Origin of the sequence: Pseudomonas sp. MYb13, assembly GCF_002980075.1 — a bacterium.
In the GTDB taxonomy this organism is placed as follows: Bacteria; Pseudomonadota; Gammaproteobacteria; order Pseudomonadales; family Pseudomonadaceae; genus Aquipseudomonas; species Aquipseudomonas lurida.
Genome location: NZ_PCQI01000003.1, coordinates 460,409 through 481,534, shown reverse-complemented (window position 1 = coordinate 481,534; position 21,126 = coordinate 460,409). Strand labels below are relative to the sequence as shown.

At 60.1% G+C, this 21,126-nt stretch carries 19 protein-coding genes; 9 read left to right on the top strand and 10 right to left on the bottom strand.

Features of this window, described 5'->3' with window-relative positions; genetic code table 11:
* Nucleotides 1-20: 20 nt before the first annotated feature.
* The 3 genes from CQ002_RS09110 (at nucleotide 21) to CQ002_RS09100 (ending at nucleotide 2,595) form a co-directional block, all read left to right on the top strand.
* A complete protein-coding gene (locus CQ002_RS09110; protein WP_052211092.1) occupies nucleotides 21-416 on the top strand; it encodes a cupin domain-containing protein in 396 nt (131 codons plus the stop codon).
* Between the two features lie 322 nt (nucleotides 417-738).
* Nucleotides 739-1,350 (top strand): FMN-dependent NADH-azoreductase, encoded by a 612-nt coding sequence (locus tag CQ002_RS09105; protein WP_034103549.1) that lies wholly within the window; start codon nucleotides 739-741, stop codon nucleotides 1,348-1,350.
* Nucleotides 1,351-1,557: 207 nt separating this feature from the next.
* On the top strand, nucleotides 1,558-2,595 hold the full coding sequence (locus CQ002_RS09100) for a dienelactone hydrolase (protein WP_069023935.1): 1,038 nt from the start codon (nucleotides 1,558-1,560) through the stop codon (nucleotides 2,593-2,595).
* Here CQ002_RS09100 and CQ002_RS09095 read toward each other — a convergent pair.
* From CQ002_RS09095 to CQ002_RS09085, 3 genes are all read right to left on the bottom strand, one after another.
* Nucleotides 2,589-3,764 carry an MFS transporter gene (locus CQ002_RS09095; protein ID WP_034103544.1) on the bottom strand — a complete coding sequence of 392 codons (1,176 nt, stop codon included), beginning with the start codon at nucleotides 3,762-3,764 and terminating at the stop codon, nucleotides 2,589-2,591. The genes CQ002_RS09100 and CQ002_RS09095 overlap by 7 nt on opposite strands.
* A 188-nt stretch (nucleotides 3,765-3,952) precedes the next feature.
* Nucleotides 3,953-5,539 (bottom strand): ABC-F family ATPase, encoded by a 1,587-nt coding sequence (locus CQ002_RS09090; RefSeq protein ID WP_010210624.1) that lies wholly within the window; start codon nucleotides 5,537-5,539, stop codon nucleotides 3,953-3,955.
* A 141-nt stretch (nucleotides 5,540-5,680) separates the two neighbouring features.
* Nucleotides 5,681-6,919: an MFS transporter gene (locus CQ002_RS09085; RefSeq protein WP_105162130.1), complete on the bottom strand. Its 1,239-nt coding sequence runs from the start codon at nucleotides 6,917-6,919 to the stop codon at nucleotides 5,681-5,683.
* 153 nt (nucleotides 6,920-7,072) lie between these two features.
* On the opposite strand from CQ002_RS09085, the gene CQ002_RS09080 reads away from it, so the two are divergent.
* On the top strand, nucleotides 7,073-7,885 hold the full coding sequence (locus CQ002_RS09080; protein WP_105162131.1) for a bifunctional 2-polyprenyl-6-hydroxyphenol methylase/3-demethylubiquinol 3-O-methyltransferase UbiG: 813 nt from the start codon (nucleotides 7,073-7,075) through the stop codon (nucleotides 7,883-7,885).
* Between the two features lie 138 nt (nucleotides 7,886-8,023).
* On the opposite strand, the gene CQ002_RS09075 is transcribed toward CQ002_RS09080, so the two are convergent.
* Nucleotides 8,024-8,410: a TIGR03067 domain-containing protein gene (locus tag CQ002_RS09075; RefSeq protein WP_105162132.1), complete on the bottom strand. Its 387-nt coding sequence runs from the start codon at nucleotides 8,408-8,410 to the stop codon at nucleotides 8,024-8,026.
* A 368-nt stretch (nucleotides 8,411-8,778) separates the two neighbouring features.
* Here CQ002_RS09075 and CQ002_RS09070 point away from each other — a divergent pair, with 368 nt between their 5' ends.
* The gene (locus CQ002_RS09070) at nucleotides 8,779-10,095 is read left to right on the top strand and encodes a Wzz/FepE/Etk N-terminal domain-containing protein (protein ID WP_034103535.1); all 1,317 of its coding nucleotides are present in this window, start codon (nucleotides 8,779-8,781) and stop codon (nucleotides 10,093-10,095) included.
* Nucleotides 10,096-10,347: 252 nt separating this feature from the next.
* Entirely contained in the window at nucleotides 10,348-11,247 is a 900-nt protein-coding gene (lpxO, locus tag CQ002_RS09065; RefSeq protein ID WP_105162133.1) for a lipid A hydroxylase LpxO, read from the top strand.
* A gap of 18 nt (nucleotides 11,248-11,265) precedes the next feature.
* On the opposite strand, the gene ligD is transcribed toward lpxO, so the two are convergent.
* Both ligD and CQ002_RS09055 read right to left on the bottom strand, forming a co-directional pair.
* Nucleotides 11,266-13,749, bottom strand: coding sequence for a DNA ligase D (gene ligD, locus CQ002_RS09060; protein WP_105162134.1), 2,484 nt, complete (start codon nucleotides 13,747-13,749; stop codon nucleotides 11,266-11,268).
* A gap of 3 nt (nucleotides 13,750-13,752) precedes the next feature.
* Nucleotides 13,753-14,586: a Ku protein gene (locus CQ002_RS09055; RefSeq protein WP_105162135.1), complete on the bottom strand. Its 834-nt coding sequence runs from the start codon at nucleotides 14,584-14,586 to the stop codon at nucleotides 13,753-13,755.
* A 184-nt stretch (nucleotides 14,587-14,770) separates the two neighbouring features.
* On the opposite strand from CQ002_RS09055, the gene CQ002_RS09050 reads away from it, so the two are divergent.
* The gene (locus CQ002_RS09050; RefSeq protein WP_069023926.1) at nucleotides 14,771-15,085 is read left to right on the top strand and encodes a hypothetical protein; all 315 of its coding nucleotides are present in this window, start codon (nucleotides 14,771-14,773) and stop codon (nucleotides 15,083-15,085) included.
* A 12-nt stretch (nucleotides 15,086-15,097) separates the two neighbouring features.
* A complete protein-coding gene (locus CQ002_RS09045) occupies nucleotides 15,098-16,255 on the top strand; it encodes a PQQ-dependent sugar dehydrogenase (RefSeq protein WP_034103526.1) in 1,158 nt (385 codons plus the stop codon).
* Nucleotides 16,256-16,344: 89 nt separating this feature from the next.
* Here CQ002_RS09045 and CQ002_RS09040 read toward each other — a convergent pair whose 3' ends face one another.
* Complete coding sequence (locus CQ002_RS09040) at nucleotides 16,345-16,824, bottom strand: nuclear transport factor 2 family protein (RefSeq protein WP_034103524.1); 480 nt, start codon at nucleotides 16,822-16,824, stop codon at nucleotides 16,345-16,347.
* A 54-nt stretch (nucleotides 16,825-16,878) separates the two neighbouring features.
* Nucleotides 16,879-17,442, bottom strand: coding sequence for a TetR/AcrR family transcriptional regulator (locus CQ002_RS09035; RefSeq protein WP_098467672.1), 564 nt, complete (start codon nucleotides 17,440-17,442; stop codon nucleotides 16,879-16,881).
* A gap of 125 nt (nucleotides 17,443-17,567) precedes the next feature.
* Between CQ002_RS09035 and pssA the strand changes: the two genes are divergently transcribed.
* Nucleotides 17,568-18,911 carry a CDP-diacylglycerol--serine O-phosphatidyltransferase gene (pssA, locus tag CQ002_RS09030; RefSeq protein WP_034103520.1) on the top strand — a complete coding sequence of 448 codons (1,344 nt, stop codon included), beginning with the start codon at nucleotides 17,568-17,570 and terminating at the stop codon, nucleotides 18,909-18,911.
* 63 nt (nucleotides 18,912-18,974) lie between these two features.
* Here pssA and efeO read toward each other — a convergent pair whose 3' ends face one another.
* Together efeO and efeB are read right to left on the bottom strand one after the other, a co-directional pair.
* Nucleotides 18,975-19,793, bottom strand: coding sequence for an iron uptake system protein EfeO (efeO, locus tag CQ002_RS09025; RefSeq protein ID WP_069023924.1), 819 nt, complete (start codon nucleotides 19,791-19,793; stop codon nucleotides 18,975-18,977).
* Nucleotides 19,794-19,819: 26 nt separating this feature from the next.
* Entirely contained in the window at nucleotides 19,820-21,124 is a 1,305-nt protein-coding gene (efeB, locus tag CQ002_RS09020; protein ID WP_105163125.1) for an iron uptake transporter deferrochelatase/peroxidase subunit, read from the bottom strand.
* Nucleotides 21,125-21,126: the final 2 nt, after the last annotated feature.

Below are 21,126 nucleotides of genomic sequence, written 5' to 3'. Positions count from 1 at the left end.
TGCGTGCACGTGCCTGCGTTATCGCCCTTGGATTACTTGCGTTGGCGGGCACGGCCTGTGCGGAAGAAGTAAAACCTGTAGCGAAGAGCTGGCAGACGGGGCTTCATCGTACTGATCTCATACAGCGCGATTTAGGTGTCGCTGATCGTGAAGTCGTTCAAGTTCGTGTTGACTTCGATCCGGGTGTGGTCTCCCCGAAGCATTCTCATCCAGGGGTTGAAGTGGCTTATGTTATCAGCGGCACTTTCGAGTATCAGCTCGAAGGGCAGCCGAACGTCATACTCAAGGCGGGGGATTCCTTATATATTCCAGAGGGCACGGTGCATGTCGCGACCAATATTGGCTCGACCACCGGCTCAGAACTGGCCACTTATATCGTCAAGAAGAACACCCCTCTCGTAATACTATCCAAATAGTCAATGCGACTAGCTACTTGAGGCCTTGTTTCAAGTAGCTAGCAGGATGTCGAGAGGCCTGCGCTGGCGACGACATCCAATTTTCCAAGAGGGTCCACTGTCCTTTCGGGTCCGTCATTGGCGAATGGTATTCGCCCAAGTGATGCCCACGTGGCGCTGAGCATCATCTGCGGGTTCAGACGCTTTCTTGTCTGCGTCACCGTTCATTGTCCTGCTGGCGGGACAAACAGTCACAATTAAACCCTCTAATCGTTTATTCGGATCATCTGTAGGATTAACTCCACTTGATCGCCACGTCGCGATCCTCACTTGGAGATCCCGCATGAAACTGTTGCATATCGATTCCAGCATCCTCGGCGACAACTCGGCTTCCCGTCAGCTCAGCGCTAGCGTGGTCAAGGCCTGGCAAGCGGCGGAGCCGGGTGTGGAAGTGACTTACCGTGACCTGGCCAGCGAAGGCATCAACCACTTCTCTGGCGCGACCCTGGGCGCCTTGGGTACCGCCGCTGAACTGCGTGATGCCGCGCAACAGCACGAAGCCGAGCTGAGTGCCTCGTCGCTGGCTGAGTTCCTCGCCGCCGATGCGGTTGTCGTGGGTGCGCCGATGTACAACTTCACCATTGCGACCCAATTGAAAGCCTGGATCGACCGCATCGCCGTCGCCGGCCAGACGTTCCGCTACACCGAAGCGGGTCCGGAAGGCCTGTGTGGCAACAAGAAGGTCATTATCGTCTCCACCGCGGGTGGCCTGCACGCCGGGCAAGCCTCCGGTGCCGCCCATGAAGGCTATCTGAAGTTGCTGTTCGGCTTCCTCGGTATCACCGATATCGAAATCGTGCGTGCCGAAGGCCTGGCCTATGGTGACGAAGTGCGCAGCAAAGCCCTGAGCGACGCCAACGCACTGATCAACGAACAATTGTTCGCCGCCGCGTAAGGCTTGTGTAAATTTCGCCTCTCCTCGGTTTCAATCTGAAGCCGGGCGCCTAAACTCTGTATTCTGCTCGCCTCAAAACGACCGGAGTACGGAGTTTTTTCGTTTGACCGCTGTCATTACTTTGGCCCAGGTTGTGCAAGCATGGGTTTAACAACCTGGACGTTTCTTCGATATGTCGGTTATCACGCAGCAAAGGTGGACATCCCCATGATGCGTCTTTGTGCTGTTATGGTTCTTTCCCTGCTCGGCGGCCTGATTTCAGTGCACGCCGCTCCTGCGCCTCACCCCCATTGGAGTGTGGGCTTCCATCGCATGACGTTTCTTGATCCGCTGGATCTGCAGCCGATGAAAGCGGTGGCCTTCTACCCCTCCACCGGCCTTGAGCACACCACGCAGCTGGGTGCTTACCACGTCGCTGCCACCGAAGACTCCAAGATCGCCATCGGCCGTTTCCCGATGTTGATGTTGTCCCATGGCAACACCGGCACGCCCCTGGCGCTGCATGACCTCGCCACCTCCTTGGCACGCAAAGGCTTTGTGGTGGTAGCGGTGCTGCACCCAGGCGACAACTACAAGGATCACAGTCGACTGGGAACGGTGAGCAACCTGTATGGCCGGCCGATCCAGATTTCCGAGGCGATCACCGCCACCCTGGGCGACCCGATGCTGTCGCCGTTCGTCAACGTCGACCAGGTTGGGGTGATCGGTTATTCAGCCGGCGGCGAGACTGCATTGATCCTGGCCGGTGCCAAGCCGGATTTCGACCGGCTGCGCCGTTATTGCCAGGAACGCCCGGAAGACCGCGACGCCTGCACCACCAAGGGCGAACTGGTGGTGGACCGCGACGACCTGCAACCGCAATCCGACCCGCGCATTCATGCGTTGATGCTGATGGCGCCGCTGAGCCTGATGTTCGGCCGTCATACCCTGGCGGACGTGCACGTGCCGGTGCTGCTCTACAGCGGCGACGGCGACAAGCTGGTGGCGGTAGACAAGAATGCTGCCGCCCTGGCGCGCAAACTGCCAGAGCCGCCAGACTTCAAGCTACTGGCCGGGGCAGGGCACTTCGTGTTCATGGCGCCGTGCGACAGCGACCAGTTGGCCGCGATGCCGGCGATTTGCACCGACGCTGACGGCGTCGACCGCGAAGGCATTCACCGTGACCTGATTTCCGAGGCGGGGCGTTTCTTCACCCACACCCTCGGCCAATCCACCCGTGCGGGTATGCAGACGGCCGATCAGTAAGCGCGACGCTTGAGCAGCAGGGTCAAGCCCAGGGCTGTGACCGATAGCAGGGCGGCGCAGAAGAAGATCCAGCCGTAGCCCAGGTTAAGGGCCACGGCGCCCATCAGCGGTCCGGCAATCGCCAGGGCCAGGTCAAAGAACACTGCATACGCGCTGAGCCCCGCGCCACGGCTGCTGTTGGGTACCTGCTTGATCGCCTCCACACCCAGCGCCGGGTACACCAGCGACAAGCCAAAGCCGGTCAGCCCGGCGCCAATCAAGGCCACGCCCGTGGAAGGTGCCAGCCACAGCAGGGCAAGGCCCAGGGTCTCGATGGTCATGCAGGCAATCGCCGCCCTGAAGCCGCCAAAGCGACTGATGGCCGAGATGAACACCAGCCGCGACAGGATAAAGCACACGCCGAATACCGTCAGGCAATACGCCGCGCCGACCCAGCCGCGATTGAGGTAGTACAGGGTGATAAAGGTGGTGAGGGTGCCGTAGCCAATCGAGGCCAGGCACAGGCTTGCGCCAAACGGCGCTATGCGCCCGAACACCGCCCAGAACGGCAACCGCTCGCCGCGCACCACCGGCACCGACGGCTTGTTGCGGATCAGCACCAGGCCCAGTGCGGACAACACCGCCAGCGCGATACCGAGGCTGTTGTAGCCATACTCGGCCACCATCACCACGCCAAGGGGCGCACCAATGGCGATCGCACCGTAGGACGCGATGCCGTTCCACGAAATTGACCGCGCCGTGTGCTCTGCGCCGACGGCGCCCATGCACCAACTGATGGTGCCCACGCCGATCAGCCCCTGCGCCACGCCCAGCAATAACCGGGCGACGACCAGGATGCCCAGGCTCAACGACGGCAGGCTGTCCACCAGCGTGGCAAAAAACGTCAGCACGCCACTCACGAGGATCCCGGCCAGCCCCAGCACAATCGCCCGCTTGGTGCCGACGGTGTCGGACATGCGCCCCGCCATGGGACGGCTGAGCAGGGTGGCCAGGTATTGGGAGCCGATCGTGATCCCGGCCACCACCGCGCTGAACCCCAGTTGTTCATGCACATAGCCAGGGATGACCGCGATGGGCAGGCCGATGCAGATAAACGCGATGAAGGTGTAGAAGACGATGGAGACGATCTGCAGGGTGATCGACAGGGAGCTGGGGGCGGCGGCAGGCATGGGCACTCGTTCGCGGGCGGGCGGTGCATGCATGATGGCATAACCCGTCTTTCTGTAGGAGCGAGCTTGCGCGCGAAATCGTCAACGATATCGCGGGGTCGCCTCGCTCCGTAGTTGAAAGCAAAAAGCCCCGTCGCAATGGACGGGGCTTCTTCTAGCAGCTTGCAGGTTGGCGCTAAAAGCTGCTGTTAAAACACGACGCCTTGGCTGCGCAGGTAGTCGTCATAGGTGCCGCTGAAGTCGATCACGCCGGTGGCGCTCAACTCGATGATGCGGGTGGCCAGGGACGATACGAACTCGCGGTCGTGGCTGACGAAGATCAACGTGCCCGGGTAGTTCTCCAGCGCCAGGTTGAGTGCTTCGATGGACTCCATGTCCAAGTGGTTGGTTGGTTCGTCCATGATCAGCACGTTCGGCTTTTGCAGGATCAGCTTGCCGAACAACATGCGGCCTTGCTCACCACCGGAGATCACTTTGACCGACTTCTGGATCTCGTCGTTGGAGAACAGCATGCGACCCAGGGTGCCACGGATCATTTGCTCGCCTTGCGTCCACTGGCCCATCCAGTCGAACAACGTGACGTCGTCTTCGAAGTCATGCGCATGGTCCTGGGCGTAGTAGCCCAATTCCGCAGCGTCGGTCCACTTGATGCTACCGGCGTCCGGGGTCAGTTCGTTGACCAGCGTGCGCAGCAGGGTGGTCTTGCCGATACCGTTCGGGCCGATGATCGCCACGCGCTCGCCGGCCTCAACCTGGAAGCTGAAGTCCTTGAACAGCGGCTTGCCGTCGAAACCTTTGGCCATGCGCTCGACGATGACCGCCTGGCGGTGCAGTTTCTTGTTCTGTTCGAAACGGATGAACGGGCTCACACGGCTCGAAGGCTTGACCTCGGCCAGTTGGATCTTGTCGATCGCCTTGGCGCGGGAGGTGGCCTGCTTGGCTTTCGAGGCGTTGGCCGAGAAGCGGCTGACGAACGATTGCAGTTCGGAGATCTGCGCTTTTTTCTTGGCGTTGTCCGACAGCAATTGCTCGCGGGACTGGGTCGCCACGGTCATGTACTCGTCGTAGTTGCCCGGGAACAGGCGCAGCTCGCCGTAGTCCAGGTCAGCCATGTGGGTGCACACGCTGTTCAGGAAGTGACGGTCGTGAGAGATGATGATCATCAGGCTGGAGCGCTGGGTCAGGATGTTTTCCAGCCAGCGGATGGTGTTGATGTCCAAGTGGTTGGTCGGTTCGTCGAGCAACAGCACTTCAGGGTCGGAGAACAGCGCCTGGGCCAGCAATACACGCAGCTTCCAGCCTGGCGACACTTCGCTCATCGGGCCGAAATGCTGTTCCAGGGGAATGCCCAGGCCCAGCAGCAGTTCACCGGCACGGGATTCAGCGGTGTAGCCGTCCATCTCGGCGAACTCGGTTTCCAGCTCGGCCACGGCCATGCCGTCTTCTTCGCTCATTTCCGGCAGCGAGTAGATGCGGTCGCGCTCGGCCTTGACCTTCCACAGTTCTTCGTGGCCCATGATCACGGTGTCGAGCACGGTGAATTCTTCGTAGGCGAACTGGTCCTGGCGCAGTTTACCCAGGCGTACGTTCGGCTCCAGCATGACCTGGCCGCCGGACGGATCGAGGTCACCACCGAGGATTTTCATGAAGGTCGACTTGCCGCAACCGTTGGCACCGATCAGACCATAACGGTTGCCAGCGCCGAACTTGACCGAGACGTTCTCGAAGAGCGGCTTGGCGCCGAACTGCATGGTGATGTTAGCTGTGGAGATCAATTACTTTACCTATCAATGGGTTGCGAGCGTGACGGCAGGGCCTTCAGGCATGCGTCAACAGCGACATCAAGGCGCGAAACCCGGTCGCTGAGCAGAAAATTGGGGATGTGTGTTGGAATTTGGCGCGCATTGTCGCATATGTCAGGCGACAGTTGTATGTCGAGCGAAGGAAGGTTTCTCCAACGTCTCCGGCATCGCCAGCCATAACAGCGCCAAGGCCGCTGCGGCCACACCGGCCAGGGTCAGGAACGCGGCGTTGTAGCCGGCCTGCTGCACCACGAAGCCGGCCAGGCTACTGCTCAGCGCGGCGCCCAGCCCGAATACCGTAGAGAGCGCGCCCAGGCTGACGTTGAAGCGTCCGGTGCCCTGGGTCAGGTCCTTGACGATCACCGGGAACAGTGCGCCGAAAATCCCTGCGCCAATACCGTCGAGCATTTGCACGGCTACCAGCCAGTAAGGGTCGCTGGACAAGGTATAGAGCACCCCGCGCAGTGGCAGGATCATGAAGCCAGCCAGCAGAAGGGGTTTGCGCCCCCAGATGTCGGCTTTCAGCCCGACCAGCCACGCCATCGGCACCATCACCAACTGCGCGGCGACGATGCATGCCGAGGTCAGCGGCGTCGCCATCTGCAGGTTAATCTGCGACAGCTTCTGGCTGACCAGCGGCAACATCGCCGCATTGGCCAGGTGGAACAGGGCGCAGCAGATGGCGAACAACAAGAGCGGGCGGTTCGCCAGCAACACCTTCATGCCTGAGGGTTGTTCATGATCGGTGTGATGCGCCGGGTCGAAACCTCGAGCCACATCGTGGTCGATCGCCTCGGCGGACACGCAACTGATCGCGCCGATACTGGCCAACGCCATGAAGGCCATCAGGTAGAACACCACGACTGGCCCAAACAGGTAAGCCAGGCCCCCGGCCAACAGCGCAGCCACGGCATTGCCGGCGTGATTGAACGTTTCGTTGCGCCCTGTGCGCCGGGTGAACGCGCGCGGCCCGGTGATGCCCAGGGAGATCGCGCTGATTGCCGGCGCGAACACCGAGGCGGCGACGGCGCTTGCCGCCTGGGTCAATGCCACCAGGCTGAAAGAGCTGACAAACGGCAGCAGCAGGCAACTGCCGGTCACCACGATAGCGGCCAGGGCAATGACTGCGCGCTTGCTTCGGGTACGGTCGATCAGCGCGCCTGCCGGACCCTGGGTGAGGAGGGCGGCGATACCGGCCAGGGTCATGACCACGCCGATACTGGCGGGGTCCCATTGATGTACGGCCAGCAGGTAGATAGCGAGGTAGGGGCCAAGACCGTCGCGTACATCCGCCAGGAAAAAATTCAGGCTGTCCAGGGACAAGGTGTTGCGCAGGTCGGAGTGTCTGGCCATGACGAAGTCTTCTGAGTTGGCGTCCAGGGACTGAACACTCACAGCGTTAATGACACGCAGGCGTTGCGTTTAGTTTCGCCCGTTAGTTAGGGTTTTAATCGGCGGGCACTTGGCTTATTTTCTGTGCCCCTGTATGGATTTTCTGGAGAAGCAATGGACATGCCCTCAGCTCAACAGGCGATTGCCAGCAACAAAGACGCCTGGGACCAATCTGCCAACCTGCACAAGACCACTGACACCTGGACCGCGCTGCTCAACAGTGTTGGCGACGCGGATTTCTCTTGCCTGGATCCCACGCTCACCGGCCTGCTGCAAGACGTCGGCGTGGCCGGCAAGGACGTGGTGCAATTGTGCTGCAACAACGGTCGCGAAAGCCTTTCATTGTTTGGCCTCGGCGCAGGTTCGGTCGTGGGGGTGGACCAATCGCAGGCGTTCCTGCAGCAGGCCCACGAGCTGGCGGCTGTCTCGCCGCACGAGCCTGAATTCATTGAAAGTGATATCCATCACTTGCCGCACTCTTTGCTCGGGCGCTTCGATATTGCGTTGGTGACCATCGGGGTGCTGGGCTGGATGCCGGATGTGGGCTCGTTCATGCGCCACGTTGCCAGCACGTTGAAACACGGTGGCACGCTGGTGATGTATGAAACCCACCCGTTCCTGGAGGTGTTCGACCCACGGGCGCAGAACCCATTCCTGCCGGCCAGTTCCTACTTTCAGCGCGAACCCTTCGTGCTGCAGGAATCGATTGTCTACGAGGGTCAGGGCGAAGTGGCTGGGCCCACGTCCTACTGGTACGTGCACACCCTGGGCGATGTGGTCAGTGCCGCGATCTCTGCGCACTTGCAGATCAGCCACCTGCAGGAATACCCCCATTCCAATCGCGAAGAGCTGTACGACCAGTACGAGCACCAGCCCGCACAACTGCCAATGTGCTTTACCTTGACCGCCACCAAACGTCCCGCTTGAGGCGCTTTTCCAAGGGCAAAAAAAAGCCCGCGGGGATAGGCGGGCTAAGGGATTCACTGGAGTAGGTAGGCTTTACCCTATAGACCCGAAAGTGAAGGGGTTGTGAAAATACTGTCGCAAGTTCGGATGGCGCATCGTTCAGGTACGCCGCACGAAAGTGCGCATGGTTTGACCTAGGCCAGTACTGAACGCGATTGGCCTTGGCATACTTTCATCCGCGGCAATGAACACGAACTCATCCCCTTCGAGGCGATAGCTGGCGGGTAGGTGCTTGCCTGCGTCATCCCCTATGGCGTCGATCCAGGTGATGCGCTTGGGAACGGTGCTGCTGTCCAGAAAAAACCGGCCAGCCAGTAACACCTCGCCGCTGACGGTCTTCACTTCGAAGCGGTCTCCGGTAATAGTAGTGAGTGCACCGGGAGCGCTGTGGGCATCGGGAGGATTGAGCACGCCGCTGTCTTCGAGGGCGACTTGCTCCCAGGCACCTTGAAGGGCCTGAATATCGGGGTCTGAGATAGATGACATACAAATTCCTTTTTGCTGAAGCGTGATCTGCCTGAGATGTAATCAGGTGTAGGAAAAATCTTATTTTTCAATTGTTAATGCTATTTCTCGTTACCACGACAGGCGATTGACGTTACCTTGCCTGGCCGCCGGGTAACGTCTTGTAACGGACCGTGTTTGCTCTGGGTGTCTGTCAGCAGTGACACCCTTGTAACTGAAATGAAAACCCTTGCTGCTTAGGATGGTGAGACTTCAATCAACAAGGGGGTCCATTGCTGTTAAAGGTCCTCTTGTACCGCGGGTCCGGACGTTGCCCTCTGTTTATTACGTTGTTATTCAGGTCTGTTGTTTATGGGCGCTGGATGTCAACTCATCAGGGCGTATGAATTTTGAACAACACTCCCCAGCTACACCAACACTTACCGTCGGATGAAATTGATCTCTTTGAACTGTTTCACGCGATCTGGAAGCAAAGAAAACAGGTCATCGGTTGCACCATTCTCGCAGGCCTTCTGGGAGTAGGCTATGCGTATCTGGCGCCGAAGGTCTACCAGGTCAGCAGTGTGTTGCGGCCTGCGGCAATCAATGAGCTCGATGCCCTCAACCGTTCGGAGGTCTACAAGTTGCCTGCGACCGATGCCCTGGCCAAAGTCGGCGCGCAGCTTGAGTCGTATGACGCCCGGTTGGGATTCTTCAGGGCCAACCCCGCGCTGTTCGAGGCCTTCCAGACACCTGGGCGAAGCCTGGAGCAGAGCTTCGAGGCGTTCAATCGCAACGCGGTCAACCTGGTCCTCCCGGATCCCAAGAAGCCCGGCTCACTCAACAATTACATCCGCCTGGAAATGCAGTACCCCAGTGGGGTTGACGGCGTAGCGATTCTCAATGGGTTCGTGGCCTACGCCATCGCGCAGGAACGCGATCAGGTGGGAGCGGACCTCAAGGTGATCGTCAACAACCGCCTGAACGAGCTCAAGGGCAAGATCGACGCAGCACGGGCCAATTACGAAACGGACAAGGCGTCGAAGATTGCCAGGCTGCTGGAGGCGGATAAGGTCAAGCGGGCCCAGTTGCAGGATGAGCTCACTGCCTTGCGCTTGCAGATGAAAATGCAGCGTATCAGTCGCCTTGCAGAATTGGACGAGGCTATCTCCATAGCCAAGTCCATCGGCATCAAGCATCCCACCACGCCTTCTGCAATGGGGGCTGATGCGTCCAATGGTTCCAGCCAGGTGATGCGTACCGAAGTCACCAATCAAAAAATCCCGCTGTACTTCATGGGCACCGACGCGCTGGAGGCCGAACGGGTGGCGCTGGCGCGACGCAGCAATGATGACTTCACCAACAGTCGGGTCGCCGAGATTGGCAAAGAATTGCGCATGCTTGAGGTCAATCGTGAAGTGGAGGTGCTCAAGAGCCGCAAGGACGAGGACATGTTCCTGCGAGACGTCGAACCACTCTGGGCCGAGGAAGCGCGACTGCGTGGCCTTAATATCGACATGAGCGCACTGAAACTGGTGACAGTCGATCGCCAGGCTCAAGAACCGTTGGCGCCGATCAAGCCTAGAAAGCCCCTGATCATCGCGTTGAGCCTGGTGGCAGGGCTAATGCTGGGGGTGTTGGTGGCGCTGATTCGGCATTTTGCGCAAGTGCGTCGGCAAAACGGGCCGCTTTCGGTACTCAATGAGCGTCAGTTGCCACGCCCATAGTAAGGGTTGAACGCGTCACGGGCGTGCCCCAGGGCAGGCCCGCTCAACACATTCATACGACAGCTTTTCACAATTCTTAGTTAACTTTTGGTTACAACCTGTGGCTAAATAACTGCCAATGGCCATAGGCCGGTGGTTAAACAGCCGGTTGTGCCGATTGTGTGAATTGTGATTTCAGGTGCTGCTATCCATCCTCGGCCGTTGTGGGCACGCAGGTGCAGCCTGTTCTCTTCTGACGTGTGACGAAATCCCTTGAAACTCATCATTGTAATTCTTTACGTTGCCTCGATTGCGTATGTTCACCTACGTGGCCGTGTGCGGCACAAGCTGAGCCGCCAGCTCAGCGATCATTCGACGTTCCTGGCACCGATCAACTGCTTTCTTTATCTCTTCTCCAAGCTGCCCAGTCGCCCCTATTTGTCACCCAGCGATTTCCCGGACCTGACGCCGCTGCAGGAATATTGGGAAGAAATCCGCCAGGAAGGCCAGAACCTGCTGCGCGCGGGTGAGATCAAGCGTTCGGATCAATACAACGACGTGGGTTTCAACTCGTTCTTCAAATCGGGTTGGAAGCGCTTTTATCTGAAATGGTATGGCGACAGCCACCCGTCGGCGATGAAGCTATGCCCGCGTACCACGGAGCTGGTGCAGAGCATTGGCTCGATCAAGGCTGCGATGTTCGCCGAGCTGCCGCCAGGCTCCAAGCTGGTGCGTCACCGCGATCCGTACGCAGGCTCCTACCGTTATCACTTGGGCCTGGATACGCCGAATGACCCAGGCTGCTACATCAACGTGGATGGCGAAAGCTATTACTGGCGCGACGGCGAGCCGGTGATGTTCGACGAGACTTACATCCATTACGCCGAAAACACCACCCAGCAGAACCGCATCATTCTCTTCTGCGACATCGAGCGTCCGATGAAGTACCGCTGGGCGGCTGCGTTCAATCGCTGGTTCAGCCGGACCGTGATGGCCGCCGCGGGCTCGCCCAACGATGCCGGTGACAAGACGGGTGGGCTCAACCGTGCGTTCACGCGCCTGTACAAGATCCGGCTTCGCGGCAAAGAGCTGAAAAAGCGCAACCGTACGCGCTATTACCTTGAAAAGTGGGCGATCTTTGCGGGTCTGGCAGCGATCTTCCTGCTGATCTGAAGACGCTGCGGGCGCCGTTCACTCGGGTGGATGGGCGCCCAGTTTGTCCCACATCTTCTTGCTGATCTTCTGTCGGTTGGCATAACCCGCCCAGGGATCGGCCTTCAAGCCCCTGACGCGTTGCGCCAGGTTGGCGACCGTCCATTGCTGGGCACTGCGTAACCCTTTCAATTCCTCGCGGCTGATCGGCACCGACACCGGTAGACCCGGGCGTGCCCGCACGGAGTACGCTGCGACGGTGCTGGCCCCGCGTGCATTGCGCAGGTAGTCGATAAAGATCTTGCCGACCCGATTCCTGGGCCCCGACGTCGCGGTAAACCGCTCGGGCAGTTGCGCCGTCATGAACTGCGCGATGGCCTTGGCGAATGCCTTGACGGTGTCCCAACTGTCCCGGCGCGCCAGCGGCACGACCAGGTGCAAGCCTTTGCCACCGCTGGTCTTGACGAACGCTTGCAGCCCCAACTCGTCCAGCACCGAGAGGGTCAACTGCGCCGCTTCGAGCATGGCTTTCCAAGGCAGCGCCGGGTCCGGGTCGAGATCGAGCACAAACAGGTCGGGGGTCTCGATCTTGTCCGTAGTCGAGCCCCAGGTGTGAAACTCTACGGTGCCCATCTGCACTGCGCCGATCAACGCGCCAACGCTGTCGATTTCCATCAGGCGCGCATGGCCCGGGTCGAGGGCCTGATCCAGTTGCTTGATGTTGGGAATAGCGAGACGTTCCGAGTGTTTCTGGAAGAACTGCTCGCCCTCGATGCCTTCCGGCGCCCTCAGTAGAGCAACCGGGCGATGGCTTAGGAAGGGCAGGATCCACTGGCTGATGCTGTCGTAGAACTGCGCCAGTTGTTGTTTCTGCGTGCCGCTTTGTGTGTCGATCACGCGGTCGGGGTGGGTGATATTCACCCCTGCGCCGGTTTTTTTCGTGGGCTTCATGGATTTGGCCGTTCGCGGTTGCTCATGAATGATCTGCGCGGCGGGTTTGTCCGTACGCATTCCGACAAACGCCGCCTGGCGGACCACGCCTTCACGGGTCCATTCGGCAAACTGCACCTCGCCAACCAACGTCGGCTCCACCCAGTGCACGCCGCGGGCTTGCGCACTGGTCAGGGGTTTTTCCAGAGGCGATACCTTGCGTTCCAGTGGCGTGAGTTGCGTGTAGATCGCTTTCAGTGACGCCTGATCGAAGCCGGTGCCCACACGCCCCGCGTACACCAGCCCGGAGTCGTCATTCACGGCCAGTAACAGCGCCCCGAAACCGCTGCGCGAACCCTGTGGCCGGGTGTAGCCGACAATCACGAATTCCTGGCGCAAACGGCATTTGAGCTTGATCCAGTCCGCGCTGCGACTGGACACATAGGGGCTGCCCAAGCGCTTGCCGATCACACCCTCCAACGCCAGGTCACAGGCACTTTCAATGATGTCGCGAGGGTGGGCGGTGAAGGCTTCCGAGAAACGCAATAGTTTGCTCCTGCTGCCGGCCAACGCGGCCTTGAGTGCAGCACGGCGATCCTCGACGGGCGCCTGGCGTCGATCCTGGCCATTGAGAAACGGCGCATCGAACAGGTAATAGACAATGTCCAGGCTGCGGCCGATATCAAAGGCATTTTGCAACGCCTGGAAATCCGGCAGGCCGTCGCCGTTGAGGCTGACCACCTCGCCGTCGAGCCAACTGTCCTTGAGCTTGAGGGCCTGCAGGGCCTTGGCCTGACGCGGTAGTCGATCGGTCCAGTCGTGGCCGTTGCGGGTGAACAGACGCACTTCGCCGTCTCGAATGCGTGCGAGCATGCGATAGCCGTCGAACTTGATTTCGTATTGCCAGTCGCCCTCCGGTGCGCGGTCCACCAGCGTGGCCAGTTGCGGGCTGAAGTCTTCTGGGAGGGGGGGCGCCGCTTTTTGCGGCTTGGCTTTGGCTTTGGCCTTTGGCTGGGCACGGGGCTTGCCGACCGAAGCGTCACTGACCACGCTATTCGGTTCGGCCTGGACGATATCGTAGTCATCGGCCGGGCGTGCCTGAGAGTCCTTCTCCTTGATCAACAGCCATTGTTCTTTATCGCCGCTGCCCTTCAGGCGCGTGCGCACCAGCGCCCAGTCGCCGGAAAGTTTCTCGCCGACCAGGGTGAACTTGAGCTTGCCAGCGGCGTAGGCCTTGTGTGGATCGTCGTGGGGTTGCCACACGCCACGGTCCCACACGATGACATCGCCTGCGCCGTATTGGCCGGTGGGAATACTGCCTTCGAAGCTGCCATAACTGAGAGGGTGGTCTTCCACGTGGACGGCCAAGCGCTTTTGCGCAGGGTCAAGGCTTGGGCCCTTGGGCACTGCCCAACTGAGCAACACGCCGTCGAGCTCCAGGCGAAAGTCATAATGCAGGTTGCGCGCGTCATGTTTCTGGATCACGAAGGACAGCGCTGACGCCTGGCGTTTGGCAGCAGGCGCGCTGCCTGCCGGCTCGCCAGTGATGCTGAAGTCGCGCTTGCGGTTGTACTCGCTCAGGGGCTTTGCCATGACTTATGAGGCCTTGGTGGATTTTTTCGCTGCGGGCTTCTTGGTGGGGTTACCCGCCAGGCTGCGCTTGAGCAATTCCGTCAGGTCGATCACATCGGCAGACTTGCGCTCGTCACTGTCTTCACGCGTTTCCACATCTTCGATCTTGCCGGCCTTGGCTTTCTTGGCCACCAGCGCCATGATTTTTTCCTGGAAACTGTCGCGGTATTCATCCGGCTGCCAGTCGGCACTCATGTCTTCGACCAGGCGCTTGGCCATGTCCAGCTCGCCTTTGGCCAGGCTGGGCTTGGTCACGTCGGCACCCAGTTCCAGCTCGTCCAGGCTGCGGACCTCGGCGGGCCAGCGCAGCATTACCAGTACCAACGCCGAGTCCAGCGGCATCAAGGCTGCCAGGTGCTGCTTGGTATGCAGCACCACATTGGCCAGGGCCACTTTACCGGTCTTTTTCAAGGTCTCCCTCAGCAGTGCATAGACCTTGCCTCCGCGCTTGTCCGGTGCCAGAAAATAGGGCGTGTCGATGTTCTGCAGCGGGATCTGGTCGCTGGCGACAAACGCGATGATTTCGATGGTTTGGGTCGACTTGGGGTGGGCCGAACGGATTTCCTCTTCGCTGAGCACCACATAGCGGCCTTTTTCGAACGCCACGCCTTTGACGATGTTTTCTTTCGTCACCTCTTTGCCGGTGGTCTTGTTGATACGCTTGTAGCCCACCGGGTCCATGCTGCGCTTGTCCAGCCAGTCGAAGTCAACGCCCTGCGATGAAGTAGCCGAGACCAGTGAAACCGGGATATGCACCAGGCCAAAGCTGATGGCGCCTTTCCATATTGCCCGTGGCATATGTGCGATTCCTTAAGTAGAGGCTGTGTTCTGGTGACTCGGACGCTGCGCGAAAAGTTTCCCCGAGCAGATGCGCGGACAGATCGTGTTACACCTGATGAGAAACTATTTAGTGTCGAAAGCCGAACCCAAGGCGTAGCGTGTTATCGAAAGCACGTACTCCTCGACCCAGAGAGGCTTTGTCATGAATAGCTGTGTGCGTCACGTTGCAGCGCTGGTAGCAGGCTTGGCCTTTGCGTCTATGGCCCATGCGCAAAACCTGCCCGGCAACAACACGTCCAACAATGGCCCGATCCACCGGGCCAACCCCAACAGCATGCAGGGCACCCAGCCCAATGCGCCGGCCATTCGCGGTATCCAGACCGGGCCGACCACGCGCACGCCCACCCTGGAGAACGGCGGCATTGGCAATAGTTACCCCAAGCGCGACGCCGCCCCCAGCCGCCCGACCACTGAAACCAAAGCCCCCACCTATGATGCCAACGGCAATCGCCGGTAAGGATGCAGCCCTATGTTTCTACGCAAAACCCTCCTAGCCGCCCTGTGTGCAACCTCGCTGCTACCGTTGACGGCCGCTTTCGCCGCCGATGCCCAGCAATTCCCCAGTGAACAAGGCAGTGTCACCGCGACCCCGATCGCCAAAGGCCTTGACCACCCATGGGCAGTGGCTTTCCTGCCGGACAAACAAGGTTTCCTGGTCACCGAGCGTCCCGGTCACCTGCGTTTTGTCAGCCCGGACGGCAAGCTCTCCGCGCCGCTGACGGGTGTACCCGAGGTGTGGGCCAAAGGGCAGGGCGGTTTGCTGGATGTGGTGCTGTCGCCGGACTTCAAGCAAGACCGGATGGTCTACCTTTCCTACGCCGAAGGTGGCGGCAAGAATGGGACGGCTGGGACTGCCGTGGGGCGTGGCCGTCTAGCCGCTGACCTCAGTGGCTTGACCGACTTCAAAGTGATCCTGCGCCAGGAGCCGAAGCTGTCCACCGGCAATCACTTCGGCTCGCGCCTGGCCTTCGACCGTGATGGCTACCTGTTCGTGACCCTGGGGGAAAACAATGACCGCCCGACGGCGCAGGACCTGGACAAGTTGCAAGGCAAGGTCGTGCGCATCTACCCGGATGGCCGGGTACCCGATGACAACCCCTTCGTCGGCCAGCAAGGCGTGCGGCCGGAGATCTGGTCCTACGGCCAGCGTAATCCTCAGGGACTGGCGTTGAACCCCTGGAGCGGAACGGTCTGGGAAAACGAACACGGCCCGCGCGGCGGTGATGAGATCAATATCATCGAGCGGGGCAAGAACTACGGTTGGCCGCTGGCAACCCACGGTATCAATTATTCCCTCACCCCGATCCCTGAAGCCCAGGGCAAGACGGTGGAAGGCACGGTACCGCCACATCACGTCTGGGAAAAGTCACCGGGCATCAGCGGCATGGCGTTTTACGATGCTGACCGTTTCAAACCCTGGCAGCACAACGTGTTCATTGGCGCGCTGGTTAGCCAGGAGTTGATTCGGCTGCAGTTCGATGGCGACAAGGTGATCCACGAGGAGCGCTTGCTGGGTGGCTTGAAAGCACGGATCCGCGACGTACGGCAGGGGCCGGATGGCTTCTTGTATGTGCTGACGGATGCGGACGATGGTGTGTTGTATCGCGTCGGTCTGAACCAGGACTGAAGGTCCAACAGGTCTGTAGAAGCCCCGCTTGCCGGTGACAGCGCCTTTAAGAGCGCTGTCGCTGGCAAGCTGGGCCCGACTGAAGCGGTTTACAAGCCCAGTTCGGAGAGCCCCGGATGATCATCCGGACGCCGACCGAGCGGCCAGTGGAACTTGCGCTCGCTTTCCTTGATGGGCAGATCGTTGATGCAGGCATAACGGTTGGCCATGAGGCCGTTCTCGTCGAATTCCCAGTTCTCGTTGCCATAGGAACGGAACCAGTTGCCCGAATCGTCGTGCCACTCGTAGGCATAACGTACCGCGATGCGGTTATCGGTAAACGCCCACAGTTCCTTGATCAATCGATAGTCCAACTCCTTGGCCCATTTACGCGTCAGGAAACCCTTGGCGTCTTCGCGGCTGTGAGCGAATTCGGTGCGGTTACGCCATTGGGTGTCGAGGGTGTAGGCCAGGGAGACGCGCTGCGGATCACGGGAATTCCAGCCGTCTTCGGCCAAACGCACTTTTTCGATAGCCGACGCGCGGGTGAACGGCGGCAGCGGAGGGCGTGTTTCTGCGGTAGATGACATTGGCATTTCCTCAACACATTAAGGTTTAGTTGGAAAGTGCGCGTACCTGCGCGTTCAAAGTCCCAATAACGTTCGCGCCATGCATTGCGCAGTATCGGCAGCGGTAGAATCGCCCATCACCAGGGCAACGGTGATGGCGCCGTCGATCAGGATCAGCAGTTGCGCGGCCTGCCGTTCGGGGTCGGAAGTGCCATGCGCTTGGCACAGTTCAAGGGCGTACTCGAACAGTTTCTGTTTATGGGCCTTGGCCAGCAGGCGCACCGGGTCCTGCGGGTCGCCGGTTTCGCCACTGGTATTGATAAAGGCGCAGCCGCGGAAATCCGCAGTGCCGAACCAGGCCTTGAGCGCGCTGAACAGCGCCAGCAGCCGCTCGCCAGTGCCTTCGTTGCGTTCCACTTCATCGCGCAGCCACTGCATCCAGCGCGCATCGCGACGTTGCAGGGCGGCAATCACCAATTCGTCTTTATTGGCGAAGTAGCGATAAATGCTTTTTCTCGAGACGCCGGCGGTTTTCACCAAAAAGTCCATGCCGGTGGCGGCGATGCCATGGCGATAGATCAGTTTTTCGGTGACATCGAGGATGATATCGCGGGTTTCATTGCTGGTCGTTAGGTGCATGGGATTGACAGTAGAACGATCGTTCTTCTTGGTCAATTAAATTTTTTCCATGCGGCACAACGAGACCTGAGCACCCCCATGGTGTAAGCTCGGGGACTCTTCGGATTCGACCCACTGCGAGCCTTATGCCGTCGTTCTTCAAACGCTCCCTGTTGCCCAAATTGCGCGGTTTCCCTCTTACTCCCGACGCCATTGACGTGCTGTCCGGCGCAGATGCTTATCGCCGTTGTCTGCTGGAGCAAATCGCCCAGGCCACCCGGCGCATCTACATCGTCGCGCTGTATCTGCAGCAGGATGAAGCGGGGCAGGAGATCTACGAGGCCCTGCACGCGGCCAAGGCTGCGCGGCCGGAGTTGGACATCGTGGTGGTGGTCGACTGGCTGCGCGCCCAGCGTGGTTTGATCGGCGCCGGCAAGCAGCCCGGCAATAGTGCCTGGTACCAGGCCATGACCCAAAGCCACGGCAGCGAAGTGCCGGTGTATGGCGTGCCGGTGCAAACCCGCGAACTGTTCGGCGTGCTGCACCTCAAGGGGTTCGTGATCGACGACAGCGTGCTCTACAGCGGTGCGAGCCTGAACAACGTGTACCTGCACAAGTTCGACAAGTATCGCTTCGACCGCTACCACCTGATCCACAGCAAGCCCTTGGCGGACTCGATGCAACACTTGGTGGAACACGGGCTTATTGCCTCCAAGGCGGTCAATCGCCTGGACCTGCCCAACCCACCCACCACGCGCAGTTTGCGCAATGACATCGGCGACTTGCGCAGCCGCCTCAAACACGCGGCGTATGACACCACGGCGGGGCAGTTGCCCAACGGCCATCTGTCGGTCAGCCCATTGCTCGGCGTTGGCAAGAACAACCCGCTGAACCGAGTCGTGCTCGAATTGATCGCCAGCGCCCAGCATCAACTGACCATCTGCACGCCGTATTTCAACCTGCCACTGCCAGTGACCCGTGAAATCAACCGTGCCCTGGCGCGTGGAGTGAAGATCGACATTATCGTCGGTGACAAGACCGCCAACGACTTCTACATCCCGCCGAGCGAGCCATTCAAGGTCATCGCGGCGCTGCCCTACCTGTACGAAATCAGCCTGCGACGCTTCGCCAAGCGACATCAGCCGATGATCGACAGCGGCCAGTTGAACCTGCACCTGTGGCGCGACGGCGACAACACGTACCACCTCAAGGGCATGTGGGTCGACCTGCGCTACACCTTGTTGACCGGCAATAACCTCAACCCGCGGGCGTTCCGCCTCGACCTGGAGAACGCCTTGTTGATCGACGATCCCCAGGGCCAGTGGTTGGAGCCGCGACGTGTCGAGCTGACGCAGATTTTCCAGCACACCACACGCATCGAGCGTTACCTGGATCTGCAGACGCTGCCGGACTATCCCGAGGCGGTCGGCAAGTTCCTGCGTCGGGTCAGCCGTGTGCGGATCGAGCGGTTGCTGTACCGGATCCTGTAGAAACCGCAGGCAAAAAAAAGACCCAGCCCCTTCAACCGGGCTGGGTCTTTTTTTGCCTATGGTTTAGTTCAGGCCCAGCTTGCCACGCAGGGTCGACAGGTCTTCAGCCAGGGTATTGACCGGACCCACCAGGGCCTTGCGGTCGTTTTCCTTGACCTTGTCGTAGGTCTCGAAGCCGCCATCCTTGGTCTTGTACTTGGCCAAAACCTTGTCCACGGTGGCGAAGTTCTTGTCGACCTTGGCCAGGAAGGCCTTGTCCTGCTTCTCGATCTGGCCACGGAACAGATCGACGATTTTCTTCGCGCCGTCGATGTTGCCCTGGAAGTCATACAGGTCCGTGTGGCTGTAGCGGTCTTCTTCGCCGGAGATCTTGGTGGCGGCGACTTCCTCCAGCAGCGCGGCGGCACCGCCCACGACTTTCTCGGGTGGGAAGGTCAGCCCGTCGACGCGGGTCTTGAGATCGTTGACGTCGGTGTTGAGCTTGGCGGTCAGGGTTTCCAGGCCCTTGGTGCTGTTCTGCGAGAACAGCGCGTATTCGATGCGGTGGAAACCAGTGAAGTCCTCGGCGGTCACGCCTTTTTCATGGTCGTCGACACGCGAGTCGATGGACGCATCGAGGTCGCTGAACAGCTCGGCGATCGGCTCGATGGACTCATAGTGCACACGGGTCGGCGCATAGAGCTTCTTGGCAGTGGCCAGGTCACCCTTGTTGATGGCGTCGGTGAACGCCTGGGTCTGGGTAACCAGTTCGCCGATTTCTTCGGTGACGTAGATCTTGTAGTCCGAGACCGGGCCTACCAGGTCCAGCGGCGCGGTAGCGGCGAATGCTGCAAGCGGCGAAAGGGTCATTAACAACGACAACGCAATAGTCGACTTCTTCATGGGACGGTATCCGCTCTGAGTGTTTTTTAGGTATGGGCAGTGGTTTGAGGATGCGTTGCAGCCAGCAGCGTGCGCCCAATGAAATCCTTGGGCCCGGTGACCCCCGGCAAGGTGAAGAAATACCCGCCGCCGACCGGCTTGAGGTACTCCTCCAGAGGCTCGCCGTTGAGCCGGGTTTGCACACTGATAAAGCCTTTCTCCAGGTCAGCCTGGTAGCAGATGAACAACAGCCCCATGTCCAGCTGACCGTTTTTGTTGACGCCGTTGGAGTAGTTGAACGGCCGGCGCAGGATCAGGTTGGCCTGGGTCTGCGGGGTGCGAGGGTTGGCCAGGCGGATGTGGGCATCGAGCTTGGTCAACTTGCCTTCCGGGTCCTTGCTGTAGTCGGGGACCTGGGTTTCTTTCTGGCCATCCATGGGCGCGCCCGTGGTCTTGACGCGGCCGATGATGCTTTCTTGCTCTTGCAGTGGCGTACGGTCCCAGCGCTCGACGAAGTTGCGGATGATGCGCACGGCCTGGTAGCTGCCGTTGGCCGCCCAGGCCGGTTCGTCGCTGCCAGGCTGTACCCACACAATCTGGTTCATGGCGGTCTCGTCGTTGGAGTTCGGGTTCGCCGAACCGTCACGGAAACCCAGGAAGTTGCGCGCGCTCTGGGCTGGCTCGCCAGGTTTGGCAGGCGCCTGGGGCGGCACGCTGCCTTCCTGCTTCCAGCGCACCAGCAACAGGTCGGGCAGGTTCTTCACGATGTCGCGCAGGGCGTGAATATTGGTGTCCGGGGTGTTGGAGCTGAATTGCAGGCTCAGGTCGCCGTGGCACTGCGCCGGTTCCAGCGCATCGTTGGGGAAACCGACCATGCGGCTCAGGCGCTTGGGTTTGGCTGCTGCGAGACCGAAACGCTCATCGAACAGCGACTCGCCGACGGACACCGTGATGGTCAGGTTGTCTGGCGTCACCACCGGGCCGAGGATCCCGGAGTCGGTGGGCGGCAGTTTCGGGTCCACTTGCGGCACGGTGCCGCCAGCCATCAGGAAGCTGATGCGCTCGTTGAGCGTGCGGAACAGCCGCTCCAGGCCCTCACGGTCACTGGCCAGTACGTCGAATGCCACGAGCATGCCGCACGCCGGGCGTGGAGTGACGATGCCGCTCTGGTGCTTGCCCAAGAAGTCATGGTGGTCCTGGGTCTTGTCGCTGCGTGGTGCGGTGGTGACTTGCTCGGCGGCGGCCGCCATGGCCGGGCAGGTCAGTGTGCTGCCGGCAATTGCCGCGCCGGTGGCGGCCATGCCCAGCAGGACACGGCGGCGTTGGAGGTCAAATTGTGCTGAATCGCTCATGT

What these genes read in the sequence shown, in the direction of transcription:
- efeO (WP_069023924.1), bottom strand. Translation starts at nt 19,793, where the DNA reads ATGAAGAAGTCGACTATTGCGTTGTCGTTGTTAATGACCCTTTCGCCG.
- CQ002_RS09045 (WP_034103526.1), top strand. Translation starts at nt 15,098, where the DNA reads ATGTTTCTACGCAAAACCCTCCTAGCCGCCCTGTGTGCAACCTCGCTG.
- CQ002_RS09050 (WP_069023926.1), top strand. Translation starts at nt 14,771, where the DNA reads ATGAATAGCTGTGTGCGTCACGTTGCAGCGCTGGTAGCAGGCTTGGCC.
- CQ002_RS09035 (WP_098467672.1), bottom strand. Translation starts at nt 17,442, where the DNA reads ATGCACCTAACGACCAGCAATGAAACCCGCGATATCATCCTCGATGTC.
- CQ002_RS09100 (WP_069023935.1), top strand. Translation starts at nt 1,558, where the DNA reads ATGATGCGTCTTTGTGCTGTTATGGTTCTTTCCCTGCTCGGCGGCCTG.
- CQ002_RS09105 (WP_034103549.1), top strand. Translation starts at nt 739, where the DNA reads ATGAAACTGTTGCATATCGATTCCAGCATCCTCGGCGACAACTCGGCT.
- CQ002_RS09075 (WP_105162132.1), bottom strand. Translation starts at nt 8,410, where the DNA reads ATGTCATCTATCTCAGACCCCGATATTCAGGCCCTTCAAGGTGCCTGG.
- efeB (WP_105163125.1), bottom strand. Translation starts at nt 21,124, where the DNA reads ATGAGCGATTCAGCACAATTTGACCTCCAACGCCGCCGTGTCCTGCTG.
- CQ002_RS09080 (WP_105162131.1), top strand. Translation starts at nt 7,073, where the DNA reads ATGGACATGCCCTCAGCTCAACAGGCGATTGCCAGCAACAAAGACGCC.
- CQ002_RS09095 (WP_034103544.1), bottom strand. Translation starts at nt 3,764, where the DNA reads ATGCCTGCCGCCGCCCCCAGCTCCCTGTCGATCACCCTGCAGATCGTC.
- CQ002_RS09085 (WP_105162130.1), bottom strand. Translation starts at nt 6,919, where the DNA reads ATGGCCAGACACTCCGACCTGCGCAACACCTTGTCCCTGGACAGCCTG.
- CQ002_RS09040 (WP_034103524.1), bottom strand. Translation starts at nt 16,824, where the DNA reads ATGTCATCTACCGCAGAAACACGCCCTCCGCTGCCGCCGTTCACCCGC.
- ligD (WP_105162134.1), bottom strand. Translation starts at nt 13,749, where the DNA reads ATGGCAAAGCCCCTGAGCGAGTACAACCGCAAGCGCGACTTCAGCATC.
- pssA (WP_034103520.1), top strand. Translation starts at nt 17,568, where the DNA reads ATGCCGTCGTTCTTCAAACGCTCCCTGTTGCCCAAATTGCGCGGTTTC.
- CQ002_RS09055 (WP_105162135.1), bottom strand. Translation starts at nt 14,586, where the DNA reads ATGCCACGGGCAATATGGAAAGGCGCCATCAGCTTTGGCCTGGTGCAT.